Raw genomic sequence first — 18061 nt, forward strand, 5'->3', positions numbered from 1 at the left:
CCGTCATGAATCCCATTGTGCCTGTCTCCGCAGCCGATTTGCGCCGGGTTCCGGTCAAAACGCGGATTGGGCTACATAATGGTAGGCAGTACGTAGGTCTCAGCGTCGGGAAGTTGTTCAGCATGCGGGGTTTCACCTTTCCTTGGATAGTGCGTGCCTAGGGATGTCAGTGCAGCGTGGCTGCGCGCTACGGCATCGAGGATCACCATCAGTCGTTCATTCGTGCTGTGCCAGATCCCCCTCACACTGATCGTCGTGGTCATCGGTGTCACGGCGCCCCTCCTCCGGCCCGGACTGATGTCCAACCGAACGTTCGAGCTCGGCTTCTCGATGATCCTGGTGCTGCTGGCCATCTGCCTCGTCGTCCCCTGGCGTGAGCTGCCGGCCGGCAGCCTGCTCATCGTCCCCGTGCTCGATTTCATCGCGATCGCCCTGATCCGGACCGGCGCATCGGAGACCCAGCCGGCTCTCGGCGTCCTCGCCATCTTCCCCGTCCTCTGGCTCATGCGCTCCTCGCTGCCCATATGGGCGTCCCTGACACTCACCGTGCTCGGTTCCCTGCTCATCACGGCGTGGCCGTTGTGGGGCACCTTCGACCCGGCGCTCATCCGCTCGTACCTGGGGATCCTGCTGCTGCCGATCGTCATGCTCTGCATCGGCGTCACGATCCGCGTGATGAGCCTCAACGCGCAGACACGCGAGGTCGAGATCGAACGCAAGGACCGGGAACTCAACGACCTCCTGCGGGCCGCCATAGACCGCGAACGCGTCCTGACCGCGATCCTCAACACGGTCGACGTCGGGCTCACCGCCGTGGATGCCCACGGCAACACCACGCTCACCAACCGGCAGCAGGAGCTCTTCAACAGGCTGGCCGCCGGCCACGACGACGACGAGGAGCACGGCAGCCTGCTCTTCGGGCCGGACCGGACCACCCCCCTGACCGTGGACCGGCGACCGATCTACCGTGCGCTGACGGGTGAGACCTTCGCGGACCAGCTGATCTGGGTGGGCGACGGTGACGCGCAGCGCGCACTCTCGACCGCCGCACGGCCCATCAAGAACGCCGACGGGCGCATCACCGGCGCCCTCGTCGCCTGCAGCGACGTGACCGAACTGGTGGAGGCGGTCTCCGCGAAGGACGCCTTCATCTCCAACATCTCCCACGAGTTCCATGCCCCGCTCACCTCCGTGCTCGGCTACCTGGAGCTGGTCATGGAGGACGAGCATCCCCTGCCCTCCCACCTCAAGGGCTACGTCGACGTGGCGGGACGCAATGCCGAGCGGGTGCTGCACCTCGTCGCCGACCTCCTCTCCACCGCGGGAGACCGCGTGAGGGTGCATCCGCGTCCCGTGGACCTGGCAGCCCTGATCGAGATGAGCGTCAGGTCGAACCGGCTGCGCGCGCAGAAGAACAACGTCAAACTCAAGTCCGACGTGCAGAGCCCCCTCTGGACCCTGATCGATCCCCTCCGGATCTCCCAGGTGCTGGACAACCTGCTCTCCAACGCCATCAAGTACTCCCCCGACGGCGGCGTGGTGAATGTCCGCGCGGAGGAGACGGAGTCGACGATCGACCTCCACGTCGAGGACCACGGCATGGGCATGACGGAGCAGGAGGCCCGGCAGGTGTTCTCACGCTTCTACCGGACACCGGCCGCCCGCCGGGCCGACATCGACGGAGCCGGGCTCGGGCTGGCCATCACGAAATCGATCGTGGAGAGCCACGGCGGCTCGATCGACTGCGTCAGCGCACCGGGCAAGGGCAGCCGCTTCACGGTGACGCTGCCGGCCAACGGCGAAGTGAGCCGCATGCACCAGGATTCCCTCGAGGAGTCCGTCTAAGGTGGTCCCCGCCCTGACGGCCGTAGCCGCTGCCGTCGTCGCCGCGGCACTGGCCTACGCGCTGTTCCCCCTCGCCGGCAGGGATGCCCGCATCGACCTGCCCGGTTCCCTCCGCCTGCCCCTGGCGCTTCTGGCGGCAGTGCTGGCGGGAGGAGGCGCCGCGCTCGTCGGGCCGTCCTGGAACCTCCCGCTCGTAGCGGTCCTCGCGGCGTTCGGCGTGCTGCTCGGGGCGATCGACGCGCGCTCGAAACTCCTGCCCAACGCGGTCCTGCTGCGGTTCACGGCCGCTACCGCCCCCCTGGTGGTCCTTGCCGCGGTCGGCAGCGGCCGTTGGAGCGGCCTGCTGGGCGCCGTGATGGGTGGTGCCGGACTCTTCACGGTCTATCTCGTCCTCGCGCTCATCTCCCCGGCCGGCATGGGCATGGGCGACGTCAAGCTCGCCGCCGTCCTCGGCGTCTACGGCGGTTGGGCGGGCGCTGCCGCCTGGATGGGCACCCTCCTCGGCGGGTTCCTCCTGGGCGGACTGGCGGGTATCGCCGTGCTGCTGCTGCGGCGCGGATCACGCGGCTCCACCTTCCCTTTCGGGCCGGGGATGCTGCTCGCTTGCTTCGGGAGTTTCGTGCTGCTCGGGTGAGTGACAGCGGCCGACCGAGGGTTCTCCTCCGGTGGGGGTCCTCCCCGGATCATCGGGCAGGAGCTCTCAGTCGTCGGCGGTCGGATCCTGCGACGCCGGGAGGTGCGCGGCCGTGCGTCGGGACCGGGTCAGGGCTGCGCGTTCGCCCACCTGGTCGTCGCCGGGATAGGCGATCTCCTCGAGCACGAGCGGATGCGGAGCGGCCAGGATCGATCGGGCGTCCTTGACCCGCGCCGCGAGCCGCTCGGCCAGCCACGTCGGCGGCATCTCCCCCGACCCCACGCGCAGCGTCGACCCGACGAGCGCGCGGACCATGTTGTGGCAGAACGCGTCCGCCTGCACCGTCGCCGTGATCACGCCGTCGTGCCCCCGGACGAACTCGTAGCGCTGCAGCTCCCGGATGGTGGTGGCGCCCTCGCGGGGCTTGCAGAACGCAGCGAAGTCCTGCATCCCGAGCAGGTGCCCGGCTCCCTCATTGAGCAGCCGCACGTCCAGCGGCGCCGGATACCAGAGCGTCGTGTGCCGGCGGAGGGGATCCTGCCCCGACGTGGTGTCCGCGATCGCGTAGCTGTAGCGGCGCCAGAGCGCGGAGAAGCGTGCGTCGAACCCTGCCGGTGCAGGCGTGGCGGATCGCACGACGACGGCGGGGACGGAGTTCCGCACGGATCGGCCACGGCCGGTCGTGCCGTCGGTCAGCACCCGGTTGATCGTGCCTGTCAGGCGGCGCAGGAAGGCATCCGCCGGGTCGACCGCACGGCCACGCGCCATCCCCTCCCATTCGGTCAGCGTGAGGTCCACATGGGCCACCTGGCCGCGGGCGTGGACACCGGCGTCGGTCCGTCCGCCCACCGTGAGCCGGGCAGGGCGGCGCAGGAGCGTGAAGAGGGCGTCCTCGAGGATGCCCTGCACCGTGGTGAACCCGGGCTGGAGGGCCCATCCCGAGAACGGCCCGCCGTCGTAGGAGATATCGAGGCGGACACGCAGAAGCCCGCCGCCCCCTGGGGGGACGGCGGGCTCAGGCGTGGTCATGGTGTGCGTCAGGAGTGAAGAATTACTTCTTCTCGTCCTCGACGGAACCTTCGACGACGACGACCTCGTCGGTGGAGCCTGCTTCGGCGTCGACCGTGGTCTCCTCGGCGGCGACCTCTTCGGCGGAAGCCGCCGACTCGGCCGACTCGGCCGAATCTACGGAGTCTGCCGACTCGGGCGAGTCCACGGACTCGGCGACGGGCGCGGCTGCAGCGGCGGGAGCCTTGGCCTGCTCGGCCTCGGCGACGACGGACTGCTTCGCGGACATGGGCTCCAGCACCAGTTCGATGACGGCCATGGGGGCGTTGTCGCCCTTGCGGTTGCCGATCTTGGTGATGCGGGTGTAGCCACCCTCGCGGTTGGCGACAGCCGGTGCGATGTCCGTGAACAGCTCGTGGACGATGCTCTTGCTGCTGATGACGCCGAGGACGCGGCGACGCGACGCGAGGTCACCCTTCTTCGCGAACGTGATGAGACGCTCGGCGTAGGGGCGGAGGCGCTTCGCCTTCGTCACCGTGGTGGTGATGCGCTTGTGCTCGAACAGTGAGGCGGCCAGGTTGGCGAGCATCAGGCGTTCGTGCGCCGGACCGCCTCCGAGACGTGGGCCCTTGGTGGGTGTGGGCATGGTTATTTCTCCTCATTAGGTGTCCGTCCCGCCGCTTCCCAGCGGCGGGCGGACAGATAGCGTTTTAGAGCTCTTCGTCGCCGTAGGCGGCGTCGTCCTCTTCGATGGCAGCAGCGCGGGCGGCAAGGTCGAACCCTGGAGGGGAATCCTTCAGGGAGAGACCGAGCTCGACGAGCTTCGCCTTGACCTCGTCGATGGACTTCGCACCGAAGTTGCGGATGTCCATGAGGTCCGCCTCGGAGCGCGCAACGAGTTCACCCACGGAGTGGATGCCCTCACGCTTGAGGCAGTTGTACGAGCGGACCGTCAGTTCGAGGTCCTCGATCGGCAGTGCCATGTCGGCAGCGAGCGCTGCGTCCGTCGGCGACGGGCCGATCTCGATGCCCTCGGCGGCGGTGTTCAGCTCGCGGGCGAGGCCGAACAGTTCGACCAGGGTGGTGCCGGCGGACGCGACGGCGTCGCGCGGGGCGATGGCGTCCTTCGTCTCGACATCGACGATCAGCTTGTCGAAGTCGGTGCGCTGCTCGACACGGGTCGCTTCCACGCGGAAGGTCACCTTCAGGACCGGCGAGTAGATCGAGTCGACCGGGATACGGCCGATCTCGGAGTCGCCGGACTTGTTCTGCGAGGCGGACACGTAGCCGCGGCCGCGCTCGATGGTCAGTTCGAGCTCGAACTTGCCCTTCGAGTTCAGGGTCGCGATGTGGAGGTCCGGGTTGTGGAACTCGACACCGGCGGGGGGCGCGATGTCCGCGGCGGTGACGACGCCGGGGCCCTGCTTGCGCAGGTAGGCGACGACGGGCTCGTCGTGCTCCGAGGAGACGGCGAGGTTCTTGATGTTCAGGATGATCTCGGTGACATCCTCCTTCACCCCGGGGACCGTGGTGAATTCGTGCAGCACGCCGTCGATGCGGATGCTGGTAACGGCGGCACCGGGGATCGAGGAGAGCAGCGTGCGGCGGAGCGAGTTGCCGAGGGTGTAGCCGAAGCCGGGCTCGAGGGGTTCGATGACGAACCGTGAGCGGTTGTCGGCGACTACTTCTTCAGTCAGGGTGGGGCGCTGTGCAATGAGCACTTACATTTCCTTTCAGGAAGCATCCGCTATATGACGCTTCTGTATGGGCGGGACTGCTGGTGAGCCGGCTCAAAAGCTGCTCGGAACGGCACCGAACCGCCCTGCCGGAACCGGTGGTTCCTGCAAGGCGGTGCGGCGGCCGAAGAGCGGACTAGACGCGGCGGCGCTTGGGCGGACGGCAGCCGTTGTGCGCGCTCGGGGTGACGTCGGAGATGGAGCCGACCTCGAGGCCGGTGGCCTGCAGCGAGCGGATGGCGGTCTCGCGTCCCGATCCCGGACCCTTGACGAAGACGTCGACCTTCTTGACGCCGTGCTCCTGGGCGCGCTTGGCAGCAGCTTCTGCAGCCATCTGCGCAGCGAACGGAGTCGACTTGCGTGAGCCCTTGAAGCCGACCTCACCGGCGGAGGCCCAGGAGATGACCGCTCCGCTGGGGTCCGTGATGGACACGATGGTGTTGTTGAAGGTGCTCTTGATGTGCGCCTGACCGAGCGCGATGTTCTTCTTGTCCTTGCGACGCGGCTTACGAACCGCTCCACGAGTCTTGGGGGGCATTACTTCTCCTACGAAGGTATTGGGTAAAGCATGATTCGGCTGGTCGGAGGTGATCCGAGCCAGGGACTTGGGCCCCTGGCCGCCGGGTCCCCTGGCGTGAGGAGCGCTAGCGACTCACGTGAGGGAGCGGCTAGGGACTAGCGTCCGACCTTCTTCTTGCCTGCGACCGTACGCTTCGGACCCTTGCGGGTACGTGCGTTTGTCTTCGTACGCTGTCCACGTACGGGAAGGCCGCGGCGGTGCCGAATGCCTTCGTAGCTGCCGATCTCCACCTTGCGGCGGATGTCGGCTGCGACCTCACGGCGGAGGTCACCCTCGACCTTGAAGTTGCCTTCGATGTAGTCGCGGAGCTGGACCAGCTCGGCGTCGGTGAGGTCCTTGACGCGCGTGTTCGGGGAGATCCCCGTGTCGACGATCGTCTTCTCTGCACGGGTCTTGCCCACGCCGTAGATATAGGTAAGCGCGATGACTACCCGCTTTTCGCGGGGGATGTCTACGCCAGCGAGACGTGCCATGGTGGCGGTGCTCCTTTGGTGATACCGGAGGTCTGAAGCAGGACGTCCCCGGAACAGGTGTTCCGGTCCCCGGCCTCCGAGCCGGGGGTGTACATCCCCTCAGGGATGCTGTCCTGCCGTTGAATGTACTTCTACGCGCGGGAAGAGCCTCTAGGAGAGGTTCTCAGCCCTGGCGCTGCTTGTGGCGCGGGTTCTCGCAGATGACGAGAACGTTGCCTTTGCGGCGAACCACCTGGCACTTCTCGCAGATCCGCTTCACGCTCGGGTTGACCTTCATGGTTTTCCTTCGAGTTGATTCTTATTTGTAGCGGTAGACAATACGGCCCCGGGTGAGGTCGTACGGGCTGAGTTCCACTACGACCCGGTCCTCAGGAAGGATTCGAATGTAGTGCTGGCGCATCTTTCCCGAGATGTGGGCGAGGACAATGTGACCGTTGGCCAACTCAACGCGGAACATCGCGTTGGGCAGCGCCTCGTTCACAGTGCCTTCAATCTCAATGACACCGTCTTTCTTGGCCATATCCTCCGCTAACGTCTATGCCCGCCACTTGCGTGGCGGACGGGTTTGGGGTTTTGATTGTCAGGCCCGCGGACGGCCGGAGCTCCTCGCGCGGGGACGTCTCCAGAGCCCAATTGGGCACGAAAAGCAGAGACAACCAACAGACAACTCTACGCTACTGTCCCCTGATAGTTAAATCGGGGCGGAAGCCGGCCCCGCAGTCCTGCAAGGCACCGACGAGGAAGGGCCCGCACATCCGTGCGGGACCTTCCTCGTCGGTGGCGCTGGGAGCTCCTGCCGTCAGGCTGCCAGGGGAACCGGGGTCACACCGAGGAGTTCCAGCCGCGAGGCTCCCCCGTCGGGTGCGGACAGGACCCAGATGCCACCGTCGTGCACCGCGACACTGTGTTCCCACTGGGAGGCACGCCGCCCGTCGGTGGTGACGACCGTCCAGTCGTCGTCGAGCACGGCTGTCTCCAGCTCCCCCTGCACGAGCATCGGCTCGATGGCGAGGCACAATCCCGGCCGAACCTTCGGGCCGCGGTTCGAACTGCGGTAGTTGAGGACGTCGGGCGCCTGGTGCATCTGCGTCCCGATGCCGTGGCCCACGTAGTCCTCGAGGATCCCGAGTGCGGGGCCGGGCACCGACGAGACGTAGTCGTCGATCGCCGCTCCGATGTCACCCACGAACCGGGCCGATGCGAGCGCCGCGATGCCGCGCCACATGGCTTCCTCGGTGACGTCCGACAGGCGCACATCCTCCGGCCGCGCCGATCCGACGATCACCGTGCGCGCCGAATCGGAGTGCCATCCACGGACCACTGCACCGCCGTCGATCGAGATGATGTCGCCGTCCTGCAGGGTGTACCCACCCGGGATGCCGTGCACCACCTCATGGTTCACCGACGTGCAGATGCTCGCCGGGAACCCGTGGTAGCCGAGGAAGTTCGACGTCGCACCCTTCTCCCGCAGGACGCCCTCGAACACCTCGTTGAGCTGCGCGGTGGTGACACCGATCGCTGCGGCTGCGACCGTCCGGTCCAGCGCCTCGGAGAGCACGAGACCGGCCTCGCGCATCACGAGCATCTGGCTGGTGGTCTTGTATTCGACCTTGGGCTGGCGGAACATGCGGGGTCAGCTCGCGACCTTGAGGGCGGCCATGACGCGCTCGGTGACGTCGTCGATGCTGCCGATGCCGTCGACCTTCGTGACGATGCCGCGCTCGTCGTACCGCGACACCACCACCTCGGTCTGGTCGTGGTAGAGGCCGAGGCGGTGGCGGATGACCAGTTCGTTGTCGTCCGAACGGCCGTCGAGCTTCGCACGGCCGAGGAGCCGCTTGACGAGCTCCTCGTCGTCCGCGGTCAGCTGAAGCACGACGTCGAGCTCGAGGTCGTTCTCGCGGAGGATGTCGTCGAGTTCCGCCACCTGCGAGGCCGTGCGCGGGTAACCGTCGAGGAGGAAGCCCTCCCGTACGTCGTCGGCAGCGAGGCGGTCCCGCACCATGCTGTTGGTGACGCTGTCGGGGACGAAGTCACCCGCGTCCATGAACTTCTTCGCCTCGACGCCGAGCGGGGTCTCCCGCTTCACGTTGTCGCGGAAGATGTCGCCGGTCGAGATCGCCACGACGCCGAGGCGCTCGGAGATCCGCGCGGCCTGGGTGCCCTTGCCCGATCCGGGGGGACCGATGATCAGCATTCTCGTCAACGCAACAACCCTTCGTAGTGACGCTGCTGGAGCTGTGCGTCGATCTGCTTTACGGTCTCGAGTCCCACGCCCACCATGATCAGGATCGAGGTGCCACCGAACGGGAAGTTCTGGTTCGCACCGATGGCCACCAGGGCGATCAGCGGGATCAGGGCGACGAGTCCCAGGTAGATGGCGCCGGGCAGCGTGATGCGCGACAGCACGTACTGGAGGTACTCGGCGGTGGGACGGCCCGCACGGATGCCGGGGATGAACCCGCCGTACTTCTTCATGTTCTCGGACACCTCGTCCGGATTGAACGTGATGGCTACGTAGAAGTAGGTGAAGAACACGATCAGGAGGAAGTACAGCGCCATGTACAGCGGGTGGTCGCCACTGGTCAGGTACGTGGTGATCCAATTGACCCACTCGGCGGGAGCGGTGCCGTCCTGGGGGGTGTTGAACTGTGCGATCAGGCTGGGCAGGTAGAGCATCGAGGACGCGAAGATCACGGGGATGACACCGGCCATGTTGACCTTGATCGGGATGTAGGTGCTGCTGCCGCCCAGCGTGCGGCGGCCGACCATGCGCTTGGCGTACTGCACCGGGATGCGTCGCTGCGACTGCTCCACGAAGATGACCAGCGCGACGACGACGACGCCCATGGCGAGGACGAAGGCGAACACCGTGGCGCCCTGGGTGCGCAGGATCTCACCGAGCGAGGTCGGGAAGCCGGCGGCGATGGCGGTGAAGATGAGCAGCGACATACCGTTGCCCACACCCTTCTCGGTGATGAGCTCGCCCATCCACATGATGAGGCCGGTACCGGCGGTCAGCGTAATGATCAGGAGGATGATCGTGATGATGGAGTCGTCCGGGATCAGGGGCACGGGGCAGTTGCCGAGCAGTGCGCCGGAGCGGGCGAGCGACACGAGGGTGGTCGCGTTGAGCAAGCCGAGCGCGATCGTCAGGTAGCGCGTGTACTGGGTGAGTCGGGACTGGCCCTGCGCGCCTTCCTGGTGCAGCTCCTGGAAACGGGGGATGACCACCCGGAGCAGCTGCGTGATGATGCTCGCCGTGATGTACGGCATGATGCCCAGCGCGAAGATGGAGACCTGCAGGAGGGCTCCGCCGCTGAAGAGGTTCACGAACTGGTAGAGGCCGCCCTCGGTGTTGCCGAGTTCGAGGCACTGCTGCACGTTGCCGTAGTCGACCCCGGGAGCGGGGATGAAGGCCCCGAGACGGAAGATGGTGATGATTCCCAGCGTGAACAACAGCTTGCGCCGCAAGTCTGGCGTCCGGAATGCCCGGCCAATAGCGCTAAGCAAGCGTCCTCCTGAAGGTCTGTGGTCCTGACGCGGACCGTACACAACAACCGAGTCTAACGGTTGGTCACCGGTGTGAGAGAACCGGCGTGGAGCAGGGGTGGCCTCAGCCGAAAAAAGACCCTCGGTGGGCAGGTCGAGCCTGCCCACCAAGAGTCTAGTTCCAAAGTGCCGTGGATCACAGCCGCCCCTCCCCCGGTCCCGCCGGGGAAGGGCCGACCAGGAACCTACAGCTCGGTGACGGTCCCGCCTGCGGCGACGATCTTCTCCGCAGCGGATGCGGAGAAGGCGTCGACCGAGACGTTCACGGCCACGGTCAGCTCGCCGGTGCCGAGCACCTTGACGGGCTGGTTCTTGCGGACGGCACCGTTCGCCACCAGGCTCTCCACCGTGACGTCGCCGCCGTCGGGGTAGAGCTCGGAGAGCTTGTCCAGGTTCACGACCTGGAACTCGACGCGGAACGGGTTCTTGAAGCCGCGCAGCTTGGGGAGGCGCATGTGCAGCGGCAGCTGGCCGCCGGCAAATCCTGCCTTCACCTGGTAGCGGGCTGCAGTTCCCTTGGTTCCACGGCCGGCGGTCTTACCCTTCGATCCCTCACCACGGCCGACACGGGTCTTCGCCGTCTTGGCTCCGGGTGCGGGACGCAGGTGGTGGACCTTCAGTGCGTGGACGCGCTCTGCTTTTTCCTCGGCTGCGGCGGGAGCCGCAGTGTTGTTCTCTGCCATTACTTGGCCTCCTCAACCTTCAAGAGGTGCGGAACCGTGTTGATCATGCCGACAGTCACGGCATCTGCTTCACGGACCACGGTGTGGCCGATCCGCTTGAGACCGAGCGACCGCAGCGTGTCGCGCTGGTTCTGCTTGCCGCCGATGGCGGACTTGATCTGTGTGATCTCGAGCTTCGCCGAGCTCACGAGCACGTTCTTCGGAGTGATCGCGGTCATCACGCACCTGCCTTCTGAGCTGCGATCGCGCGCAGCATCTGGTGGGATGCGACCTCGTCGAGGGACAGGCCGCGGCGGGCCGCGACTGCCTGGGGCTCTTCGAGGCGCTTCAGCGCGTCAACGGTCGCGTGAACGATGTTGATGGCGTTCGCGGAACCGAGCGACTTCGAGAGGACGTCGTGGATGCCGACGCACTCCAGTACCGCACGCACCGGACCGCCGGCGATGACGCCGGTACCCGGGGAGGCGGGACGGAGCAGGACGACGCCGGCTGCTGCCTCGCCCTGCACCAGGTGCGGGACGGTGCCACCGATGCGCGGGACGCGGAACATCGTCTTCTTGGCTTCCTCGACGGCCTTCTGGATGGCGGAAGGGACTTCCTTCGCCTTTCCGTAGCCGACGCCGACCATGCCGTTGCCGTCGCCGACCACCACGAGGGCGGTGAAGCTGAAGCGGCGGCCGCCCTTGACGACCTTTGCGACACGGTTGATGGTGACGACGCGTTCGATGAACTTGTCCTTGTCGTCGTTGCGGCCGCCGTCGCGCCCGTCACGGCCACCACGGCCGCCACGCTCGCCACCGCGGGAGTTGCCGCCACGCTCGCCACCGCGGGTGTTGCCGCGGCCACGGTTCGCGTCGGCCGACGCGTTCTCAGTTGCGCCTGCAGCCGGAGCTTCGGCTGCGGGCTGCTCTGTAGCCGTATTCAATGGGGCTTCCTTTGCCTTGTTCTCCTCGGTCACAGTGCCAGCCCACCTTCACGTGCGCCGTCTGCGATTGCTGCAACGCGACCGTGGTACTTGTTGCCGCCGCGGTCGAAGACGACTGCTTCGACGCCGACGGCCTTGGCACGCTCTGCAACGAGTTCGCCAACGCGCTTGGCCTTGGCGGTCTTGTCACCGTCGAATGCACGGAGGTCCGCTTCGAGGGTGGAGGCTGATGCTACGGTCACGCCCTTGGTGTCGTCGACGACCTGCACGAATACGTGGCGGGCCGAACGGTTGACGACCAGGCGCGGACGGACGGCCGTCCCGGAGACGCGCTTGCGTACCCGGAGGTGGCGGCGTCCACGCGAGGCGGACTTGCTCTTCGAGCTGCGCTTCTTGTTGATGCTCAGACCCATGGTTACTTACCAGCCTTTCCGACCTTGCGGCGGATGATCTCGCCTGCGTAGCGGATGCCCTTGCCCTTGTAGGGGTCAGGCCTGCGCAGCTTGCGGATGGTTGCAGCGACCTCGCCGACCTGCTGCTTGTTGATGCCGGCGACCGAGAGCTTGGTGGGGCTGTCGACGGTCAGCGTGATGCCCTCGGGAGCCTTGACGGCGACCGGGTGGCTGTAACCCAGGGCGAACTCGAGGTCGCTGCCCTTGGCCTGCACACGGTAACCCGTGCCCACGATCTCGAGGTTCTTCTTGTAGCCCTCGGTGACTCCGACGATCATGTTGGAGATCAGCGTGCGGGTGAGGCCGTGGAGCGACCGCGACTCGCGCTCGTCGTTCGGGCGGCTGACGGTGAGCGTGCCCTCGTTCAGGGAGATCTCGATGGGGCTGGGAACCGTGTGGCTCAGCTCGCCCTTCGAGCCCTTGACGGTGACCTCGCTGCCGTTGACATTGACCTCGACACCGGCGGGAACGGTGATGGGGAGACGTCCAATACGTGACATTTTTCTTTCCCTTTCCCGTTACCAGACGTAGGCGAGGACTTCCCCACCTACACCCTTCTTGGATGCCTGGCGGTCCGTGAGCAGACCGGAGGACGTGGACAGGATGGCGATGCCGAGGCCGCCGAGCACGTGGGGCAGGTTCGTGGACTTGGCGTACACGCGCAGGCCGGGCTTGGAGATGCGGCGGATGCCGGCGATGGAGCGCTGGCGGTCCGGTCCGAACTTGAGGTCGATGGTCAGCTTCTTGCCGACCTCCGCTTCCTCTTCCTTCCAGCCGGCGATGTAGCCTTCGGCCTTCAGGATGTCCGCGACGCGGGCCTTGAGCTTGCTGTACGGCATGGACACGGAGTCGTGGTAAGCCGAGTTTGCGTTGCGCAGACGCGTGAGCATGTCTGCGACAGGATCTGTCATTGTCATGTGGGCTCTTGCCCTTCCTCGAAACGGTTTCCGGATTCCGGTCGGCACTCAGGGTGCCGGCTGGAGCGGACCTGCAACGTAGTTAGATTAATCTTCGGATTTGAAGGGGAAGCCAAGCGCCTTGAGGAGCGCGCGGCCCTCGGCGTCGGTCTTGGCGGTGGTGACGACGGTGATGTCCATGCCACGTACGCGGTCGATCCGGTCCTGGTCGATCTCGTGGAACATCGACTGCTCGGTGAGACCGAACGTGTAGTTGCCGTTGCCGTCGAACTGCTTGCCGTTGAGGCCGCGGAAGTCGCGGATACGGGGCAGGGCGAGGGAGATCAGGCGGTCCGTGAATTCCCACATGCGGTCGCCACGGAGGGTGGCGTGTGCGCCGATGGGCATTCCTTCGCGGAGCTTGAACTGCGCGATGGACTTGCGTGCCTTGGTGACCTGTGGCTTCTGGCCGGTGATCGCGGTGAGGTCCTTGACGGCCCCGTCGATCAGCTTGGAGTCCTTGGCGGCGTCGCCGACACCCATGTTCACGACGACCTTCACCAGGCGCGGGACCTGGTTCACGTTGGCGTAGTTGAACTCTTCCTGCAGGGTGGCCTTGATCTCGGACGCGTAGCGTGCCTTGAGGCGGGGAAGAACCTTGGTCCCTGTGGTTTCGACAGTCATTACAGATCCTTCCCTGATGACTTGGCCACGCGGATGCGGACGACACGCTCGCGGCCGTCGCGCTCGACGGTCTCGGTGCGGTATCCGACGCGGGTCGGCTTCTTGGTCTCGGGGTCGACGACCGCGACGTTGCTGATGTGCACGGGCGCCTCGACGACCTCGATGCCACCGGTCTTGGTGCCGCGCTGCGACTGCCCGACCTTGGTGTGCTTCGTGATCCGGTTGATGCCTTCCACGAGGACGCGGTTGGTCTCGGGGAACACCTTCAGTACCTTGCCCTGCTTGCCGCGGTCTCCGCCGCGTTCCTGCTTGGCTCCGGTGATGACCTGCACGAGGTCACCCTTCTTGATCTTGAGCTTTGTCTTCTGTGCCATGGACTACAGCACCTCCGGCGCCAGCGAGATGATCTTCATGAAACGCTTGTCGCGGAGCTCGCGACCGACAGGGCCGAAGATACGGGTACCGCGGGGGTCGCCGTCGTTCTTCAGGATCACTGCTGCGTTCTCGTCGAACTTGATGTAGGAACCGTCCGCGCGGCGGCGTTCCTTCTTGGTGCGGACGATGACCGCCTTGACGACGTCGCCCTTCTTGACGTTTCCGCCGGGGATCGCGTCCTTCACGGTGGCGACGATGACGTCGCCGATGCCTGCGTAGCGGCGCCCGGATCCTCCGAGAACGCGGATGGTCAAGATTTCCTTGGCCCCCGTGTTGTCGGCGACCTTTAGCCGCGACTCCTGCTGAATCACTTATTACTCCTGTCGTCGCGCCGGTTCTCTTGTCGAGCCTTGCGGAACGGATATGGGTGGGCCCCGTAATACTGGTACTCAGCACGTGCACGCCTGGGCGCGCTGCTGCGCGTCGATCTTCTGCACAGTGGATTTCGTGATGAACAAGATTATCGGGCTTTTGCCTATTTGCCCGGTGTGAAGGAAACCCGTGAGGGATGCCCCGCAAGCCGAAGTCCTGGGCAGGAGATCCTGCGGAGATACCTCGTGAGGGCATGCGCCAGCCCACCAGACAGACAAGGTACTAATCGTATCGCGACAATGCCCCGGACGCGAAATCGCGTCCGGGGCATCGTCGGTGGAGCCGGCGGCCGGCTCCGGGTCGTGCTGTGCTGCTACTTGGCCTTCTCGATGACCTCGACCAGGCGCCACCGCTTGGTGGCGGACAGGGGCCGGGTCTCGCTGATCAGGACCATGTCACCGATACCGGCGACATTCTGCTCGTCGTGCGCCTTGACCTTGGAGCTGCGGCGAAGCACCTTGCCGTACAGGCCGTGCTTCACGCGGTCCTCGACCTCGACCACGATGGTCTTCTCCATCTTGTCGGAGACGACGTACCCACGGCGTACCTTGCGGTAGCCGCGCGAGTCGGCGCCGTGGACGGCCTTCTCGGTTCCTACGGTCGTCTCGCTCTGCTGCTCACTCATTTGGCGTCCTCCTCAGAAGCCTCGGTGTCCACGGAAGGTTCGTCCTTCGTCGAGGCCTTCTTGGCTTTCTTGGGCTTGTCCGCCTTCGCGGGCTTCGCTTCCTCGACGGGAGCGACGACCTCGGGGCGGATACCCAGTTCACGCTCACGCAGCACCGTGTAGATGCGTGCGATGTCGCGCTTGACCGAACGAAGGCGACCGTGGCTTTCGAGCTGGCCGGTGGCCGACTGGAAACGGAGGTTGAACAGCTCCTCCTTGGCCTTGCGCAGTTCTTCCACCAGGCGGTCCTTATCGAAGCCGTCCAGCTGGTCTGTTGCCAGTTCCTTTGAACCCAGAGCCATAACTATTCACCACCCTCACGACGCACGATGCGTGCCTTCAACGGCAGCTTGTGGATCGCGAGGCGCAGGGCTTCGCGGGCTACCTCTTCGGAAACACCGGACAGTTCGAACAGAACCCGTCCCGGCTTGACGTTGGCCACCCACCACTCGGGCGAACCCTTACCGGAACCCATGCGGGTCTCGGCAGGCTTCTTGGTCAACGGGCGGTCCGGATAGATGTTGATCCAGACCTTGCCGCCACGCTTGATGTGGCGGGTCATGGCGATACGAGCGGACTCGATCTGGCGGTTGGTGACGTATGCCGGGCTCAGAGCCTGGATACCCCACTCGCCAAAGCTGACCTCGGTACCGCCGGTAGCAGCGCCGGAACGACCCGGGTGGTGCTGCTTACGGAACTTGACTCGACGTGGGATAAGCATTTAAGCCTGTCCTCCTTCAGTCGCAGCGGGAGCTGCGGCGGTCTCGGCGGGTGCCGCAGCACCCTGGCCCTCGGAGCGCTCGGGGGCGCGGCGACGACGGTCGCCTCCGCGGTCTCCACCACGGTCGGCGCCGGCGGGGCCACGGCCCGGACGGTCTCCACCGCGGCCACGGGACGGAGCTGCTGCAGCCTGGGCTGCGAGTTCCTTCGCCGTGACGTCACCCTTGTAGATCCAGACCTTCACGCCGATGCGGCCGAAGGTGGTCTTCGCTTCGAAGAAGCCGTAGTCGATGTTGGCGCGGAGCGTGTGCAGGGGAACGCGTCCCTCGCGGTAGAACTCCGAGCGGCTCATTTCGGCGCCACCCAGGCGACCGGAGCACTGGACACGGATGCCCTTCGCGCCGGCACGCTGTGCGGACTGCATGGCCTTCTTCATCGCGCGACGGAACGCCACGCGGGAGGAAAGCTGCTCGGCGATGCCCTGTGCGACGAGCTGCGCCTCGATCTCGGGGTTCTTGACCTCGAGGATGTTCAGCTGCACCTGCTTGCCGGTGAGCTTCTCGAGCTCGCCGCGGATGCGGTCCGCCTCTGCTCCACGGCGGCCGATGACGATGCCCGGACGTGCCGTGTGGATGTCCACGCGGACGCGGTCGCGGGTGCGCTCGATCTCGACCTTGGCGATGCCGGCACGGTCCATGCCGGTCGACATGAGCTGGCGGATCTTGATGTCTTCGCGGACGAAGTCACGGTAGCGCTGGCCCGGCTTGTTGCTGTCGGCGAACCAGTGTGACCTGTGGTCGGTGGTGATGCCGAGTCGGAACCCGTGCGGGTTTACTTTCTGTCCCACTTAGCGGACCTCCACTTTCTCAGGGGTAGCGACGACAACCGTGATGTGGCTGGTCCGCTTGTTGATGCGGAACGCGCGGCCCTGGGCTCGCGGACGGAACCGCTTCATCGTGGGGCCTTCGTCAACGAATGCTTCGCTGATGATGAGGTTGTCCTCGTCGAAGGCGACGCCGTCACGGTCCGCGAGGACTCGTGCGTTGGCCATCGCCGACTGGACCACCTTGAAAACCGGCTCCGAAGCAACCTGTGGGGCAAACTTCAGAATAGCCAGAGCCTCATTCGCCTGCTTACCACGAACAAGGTTGACGACGCGCCGGGCCTTCATAGGCGTTACGCGGATATGACGCGCAATAGCCTTGGCTTCCATTGCTTTCCTTCTCTCGTCTTAGCCGTAAGAGCAGCGCCTAGCGGCGCTTGCCCTTGCGGTCGTCCTTAACATGGCCGCGGAAAGTCCGCGTGGGAGCGAATTCGCCGAGCTTGTGCCCGACCATCGACTCGGTGACGAACACCGGGATGTGCTTGCGTCCGTCGTGCACCGCGATCGTGTGCCCGAGCATGTCGGGGACGATCATGGAGCGGCGGGACCACGTCTTAATGACGTTCTTCGTGCCCGATTCGTTCTCGCGAGCGACCTTTACATAAAGGTGCTGATCGACGAAGGGGCCTTTCTTCAGGCTGCGTGGCATGTCTCCAGGCTCCTATCGCTTGTTCTTGCCGGAACGACGGCGACGCACGATGAGTGAATCGCTCTCTTTGTTGGGGCGACGGGTACGGCCTTCGGCCTTACCGTTCGGGTTGACCGGGTGGCGTCCACCGGAGGTCTTGCCCTCGCCACCACCGTGCGGGTGGTCGACCGGGTTCATGGCGACACCGCGGACGGTCGGGCGGATGCCCTTCCAGCGGTTACGGCCGGCCTTGCCCCAGTTGATGTTCGACTGCTCGGCGTTGCCGACCTCGCCGATCGTCGCGCGGCAGCGCACGTCGACGTTGCGGATCTCGCCGGAGGGCAGTCGCAGCTGGGCGAAGCGGCCTTCCTTGGCGACGAGCTGGACCGATGCACCGGCGGAACGCGCCATCTTCGCGCCGCCACCCGGGCGGAGCTCGACGGCGTGGATGACGGTACCCACGGGGATGTTGCGCAGCGGCAGGTTGTTGCCGGGCTTGATGTCGGCCCCGGCCCCGGCCTCGACGAAGTCGCCCTGCTTGAGCTTGTTCGGCGCGATGATGTAGCGCTTGGTGCCGTCGACGTAGTGCAGGAGGGCGATGCGCGCGGTGCGGTTGGGATCGTACTCGATCTCTGCGACGCGGGCGTCGACGCCGTCCTTGTCGTGGCGGCGGAAGTCGATCAGGCGGTACTGACGCTTGTGTCCACCGCCCTTGTGGCGGGTCGTGATCTTACCGGTGTTGTTACGTCCACCCTTCTTGGGAAGGGGACGTACCAGCGACTTCTCCGGCGTCGATCGGGTGATTTCAGCGAAGTCGGCAACGCTCGAGCCACGACGGCCCGGGGTTGTCGGCTTGTATTTACGGATTCCCATAACTCAATTCCTCGTTAA

The 18061-nt window shown here is 65.7% G+C and carries 28 protein-coding genes; 2 read left to right on the forward strand and 26 right to left on the reverse strand.

The annotated features are described in order from the left end of the window. The first annotated feature begins 153 nt into the window (after nt 1-153). Both ACX80U_RS01415 and ACX80U_RS01420 read left to right on the forward strand, forming a co-directional pair. Entirely contained in the window at nt 154-1845 is a 1692-nt protein-coding gene (locus ACX80U_RS01415) for a sensor histidine kinase (RefSeq protein WP_459267172.1), read from the forward strand. A 1-nt stretch (nt 1846) separates the two neighbouring features. Next, entirely contained in the window at nt 1847-2479 is a 633-nt protein-coding gene (locus tag ACX80U_RS01420; protein ID WP_459267173.1) for a prepilin peptidase, read from the forward strand. Between the two features lie 66 nt (nt 2480-2545). Here ACX80U_RS01420 and ACX80U_RS01425 read toward each other — a convergent pair whose 3' ends face one another. The 26 genes from ACX80U_RS01425 to rplB all read right to left on the reverse strand — a co-directional run bounded on the left by ACX80U_RS01425 (nt 2546) and on the right by rplB (nt 18043). Further along, nucleotides 2546-3508 carry a tRNA pseudouridine(38-40) synthase TruA gene (locus ACX80U_RS01425; RefSeq protein WP_133082421.1) on the reverse strand — a complete coding sequence of 321 codons (963 nt, stop codon included), beginning with the start codon at nt 3506-3508 and terminating at the stop codon, nt 2546-2548. A 22-nt stretch (nt 3509-3530) separates the two neighbouring features. Next, entirely contained in the window at nt 3531-4133 is a 603-nt protein-coding gene (gene rplQ / locus ACX80U_RS01430; protein ID WP_133082420.1) for a 50S ribosomal protein L17, read from the reverse strand. Between the two features lie 64 nt (nt 4134-4197). Continuing rightward, complete coding sequence (locus ACX80U_RS01435) at nt 4198-5208, reverse strand: DNA-directed RNA polymerase subunit alpha (RefSeq protein WP_055769255.1); 1011 nt, start codon at nt 5206-5208, stop codon at nt 4198-4200. Between the two features lie 151 nt (nt 5209-5359). After that, the gene (gene rpsK / locus ACX80U_RS01440; protein ID WP_026531448.1) at nt 5360-5761 is read right to left on the reverse strand and encodes a 30S ribosomal protein S11; all 402 of its coding nucleotides are present in this window, start codon (nt 5759-5761) and stop codon (nt 5360-5362) included. A gap of 137 nt (nt 5762-5898) precedes the next feature. Further along, nucleotides 5899-6276 (reverse strand): 30S ribosomal protein S13, encoded by a 378-nt coding sequence (gene rpsM / locus ACX80U_RS01445; protein ID WP_049829161.1) that lies wholly within the window; start codon nt 6274-6276, stop codon nt 5899-5901. A gap of 163 nt (nt 6277-6439) precedes the next feature. Further along, nucleotides 6440-6553 (reverse strand): 50S ribosomal protein L36, encoded by a 114-nt coding sequence (gene rpmJ, locus ACX80U_RS01450; protein ID WP_043440658.1) that lies wholly within the window; start codon nt 6551-6553, stop codon nt 6440-6442. Between the two features lie 21 nt (nt 6554-6574). Further along, the gene (gene infA, locus ACX80U_RS01455; RefSeq protein ID WP_019481515.1) at nt 6575-6796 is read right to left on the reverse strand and encodes a translation initiation factor IF-1; all 222 of its coding nucleotides are present in this window, start codon (nt 6794-6796) and stop codon (nt 6575-6577) included. Between the two features lie 279 nt (nt 6797-7075). Next, complete coding sequence (gene map, locus ACX80U_RS01460) at nt 7076-7903, reverse strand: type I methionyl aminopeptidase (protein WP_459267174.1); 828 nt, start codon at nt 7901-7903, stop codon at nt 7076-7078. A 6-nt stretch (nt 7904-7909) separates the two neighbouring features. Beyond that, entirely contained in the window at nt 7910-8473 is a 564-nt protein-coding gene (locus ACX80U_RS01465; protein WP_133082578.1) for an adenylate kinase, read from the reverse strand. Between the two features lie 5 nt (nt 8474-8478). Then, a complete protein-coding gene (gene secY / locus ACX80U_RS01470) occupies nt 8479-9789 on the reverse strand; it encodes a preprotein translocase subunit SecY (protein WP_133082418.1) in 1311 nt (436 codons plus the stop codon). A gap of 224 nt (nt 9790-10013) precedes the next feature. After that, the gene (gene rplO / locus ACX80U_RS01475; protein ID WP_133082417.1) at nt 10014-10511 is read right to left on the reverse strand and encodes a 50S ribosomal protein L15; all 498 of its coding nucleotides are present in this window, start codon (nt 10509-10511) and stop codon (nt 10014-10016) included. Further along, a complete protein-coding gene (gene rpmD, locus ACX80U_RS01480; RefSeq protein WP_133082577.1) occupies nt 10511-10729 on the reverse strand; it encodes a 50S ribosomal protein L30 in 219 nt (72 codons plus the stop codon). Before rpmD ends, rplO begins: the two co-directional genes overlap by 1 nt. Continuing rightward, entirely contained in the window at nt 10729-11436 is a 708-nt protein-coding gene (gene rpsE, locus ACX80U_RS01485; RefSeq protein WP_459267175.1) for a 30S ribosomal protein S5, read from the reverse strand. Before rpsE ends, rpmD begins: the two co-directional genes overlap by 1 nt. Nucleotides 11437-11465: 29 nt before the next feature. Next, the gene (gene rplR / locus ACX80U_RS01490; protein WP_087076881.1) at nt 11466-11849 is read right to left on the reverse strand and encodes a 50S ribosomal protein L18; all 384 of its coding nucleotides are present in this window, start codon (nt 11847-11849) and stop codon (nt 11466-11468) included. A gap of 2 nt (nt 11850-11851) precedes the next feature. Then, entirely contained in the window at nt 11852-12388 is a 537-nt protein-coding gene (rplF, locus tag ACX80U_RS01495; protein WP_133082415.1) for a 50S ribosomal protein L6, read from the reverse strand. 18 nt (nt 12389-12406) lie between these two features. Then, the gene (rpsH, locus tag ACX80U_RS01500; RefSeq protein ID WP_043440638.1) at nt 12407-12805 is read right to left on the reverse strand and encodes a 30S ribosomal protein S8; all 399 of its coding nucleotides are present in this window, start codon (nt 12803-12805) and stop codon (nt 12407-12409) included. An 87-nt stretch (nt 12806-12892) separates the two neighbouring features. Further along, entirely contained in the window at nt 12893-13468 is a 576-nt protein-coding gene (gene rplE / locus ACX80U_RS01505; protein ID WP_133082414.1) for a 50S ribosomal protein L5, read from the reverse strand. Further along, nucleotides 13468-13842: a 50S ribosomal protein L24 gene (gene rplX, locus ACX80U_RS01510; protein ID WP_133082413.1), complete on the reverse strand. Its 375-nt coding sequence runs from the start codon at nt 13840-13842 to the stop codon at nt 13468-13470. Before rplX ends, rplE begins: the two co-directional genes overlap by 1 nt. A 3-nt stretch (nt 13843-13845) precedes the next feature. Continuing rightward, a complete protein-coding gene (gene rplN, locus ACX80U_RS01515; protein ID WP_049829173.1) occupies nt 13846-14214 on the reverse strand; it encodes a 50S ribosomal protein L14 in 369 nt (122 codons plus the stop codon). 374 nt (nt 14215-14588) lie between these two features. Then, entirely contained in the window at nt 14589-14900 is a 312-nt protein-coding gene (rpsQ, locus tag ACX80U_RS01520) for a 30S ribosomal protein S17 (RefSeq protein WP_133082412.1), read from the reverse strand. Continuing rightward, nucleotides 14897-15241: a 50S ribosomal protein L29 gene (rpmC, locus tag ACX80U_RS01525; protein ID WP_133082411.1), complete on the reverse strand. Its 345-nt coding sequence runs from the start codon at nt 15239-15241 to the stop codon at nt 14897-14899. The genes rpsQ and rpmC overlap by 4 nt, the downstream gene beginning before the upstream one ends. 2 nt (nt 15242-15243) lie before the next feature. Further along, entirely contained in the window at nt 15244-15660 is a 417-nt protein-coding gene (gene rplP, locus ACX80U_RS01530) for a 50S ribosomal protein L16 (protein WP_049829176.1), read from the reverse strand. Then, nucleotides 15661-16506, reverse strand: coding sequence for a 30S ribosomal protein S3 (gene rpsC / locus ACX80U_RS01535; protein ID WP_133082410.1), 846 nt, complete (start codon nt 16504-16506; stop codon nt 15661-15663). It lies immediately after the preceding gene. After that, complete coding sequence (gene rplV / locus ACX80U_RS01540; RefSeq protein WP_055768073.1) at nt 16507-16872, reverse strand: 50S ribosomal protein L22; 366 nt, start codon at nt 16870-16872, stop codon at nt 16507-16509. A gap of 37 nt (nt 16873-16909) precedes the next feature. After that, complete coding sequence (gene rpsS / locus ACX80U_RS01545; protein ID WP_026549122.1) at nt 16910-17191, reverse strand: 30S ribosomal protein S19; 282 nt, start codon at nt 17189-17191, stop codon at nt 16910-16912. Nucleotides 17192-17203: 12 nt separating this feature from the next. Further along, nucleotides 17204-18043 carry a 50S ribosomal protein L2 gene (gene rplB, locus ACX80U_RS01550; protein ID WP_104050959.1) on the reverse strand — a complete coding sequence of 280 codons (840 nt, stop codon included), beginning with the start codon at nt 18041-18043 and terminating at the stop codon, nt 17204-17206. Nucleotides 18044-18061 lie beyond the last annotated feature (18 nt).

The organism is Arthrobacter sp. TmT3-37, assembly GCF_054510835.1.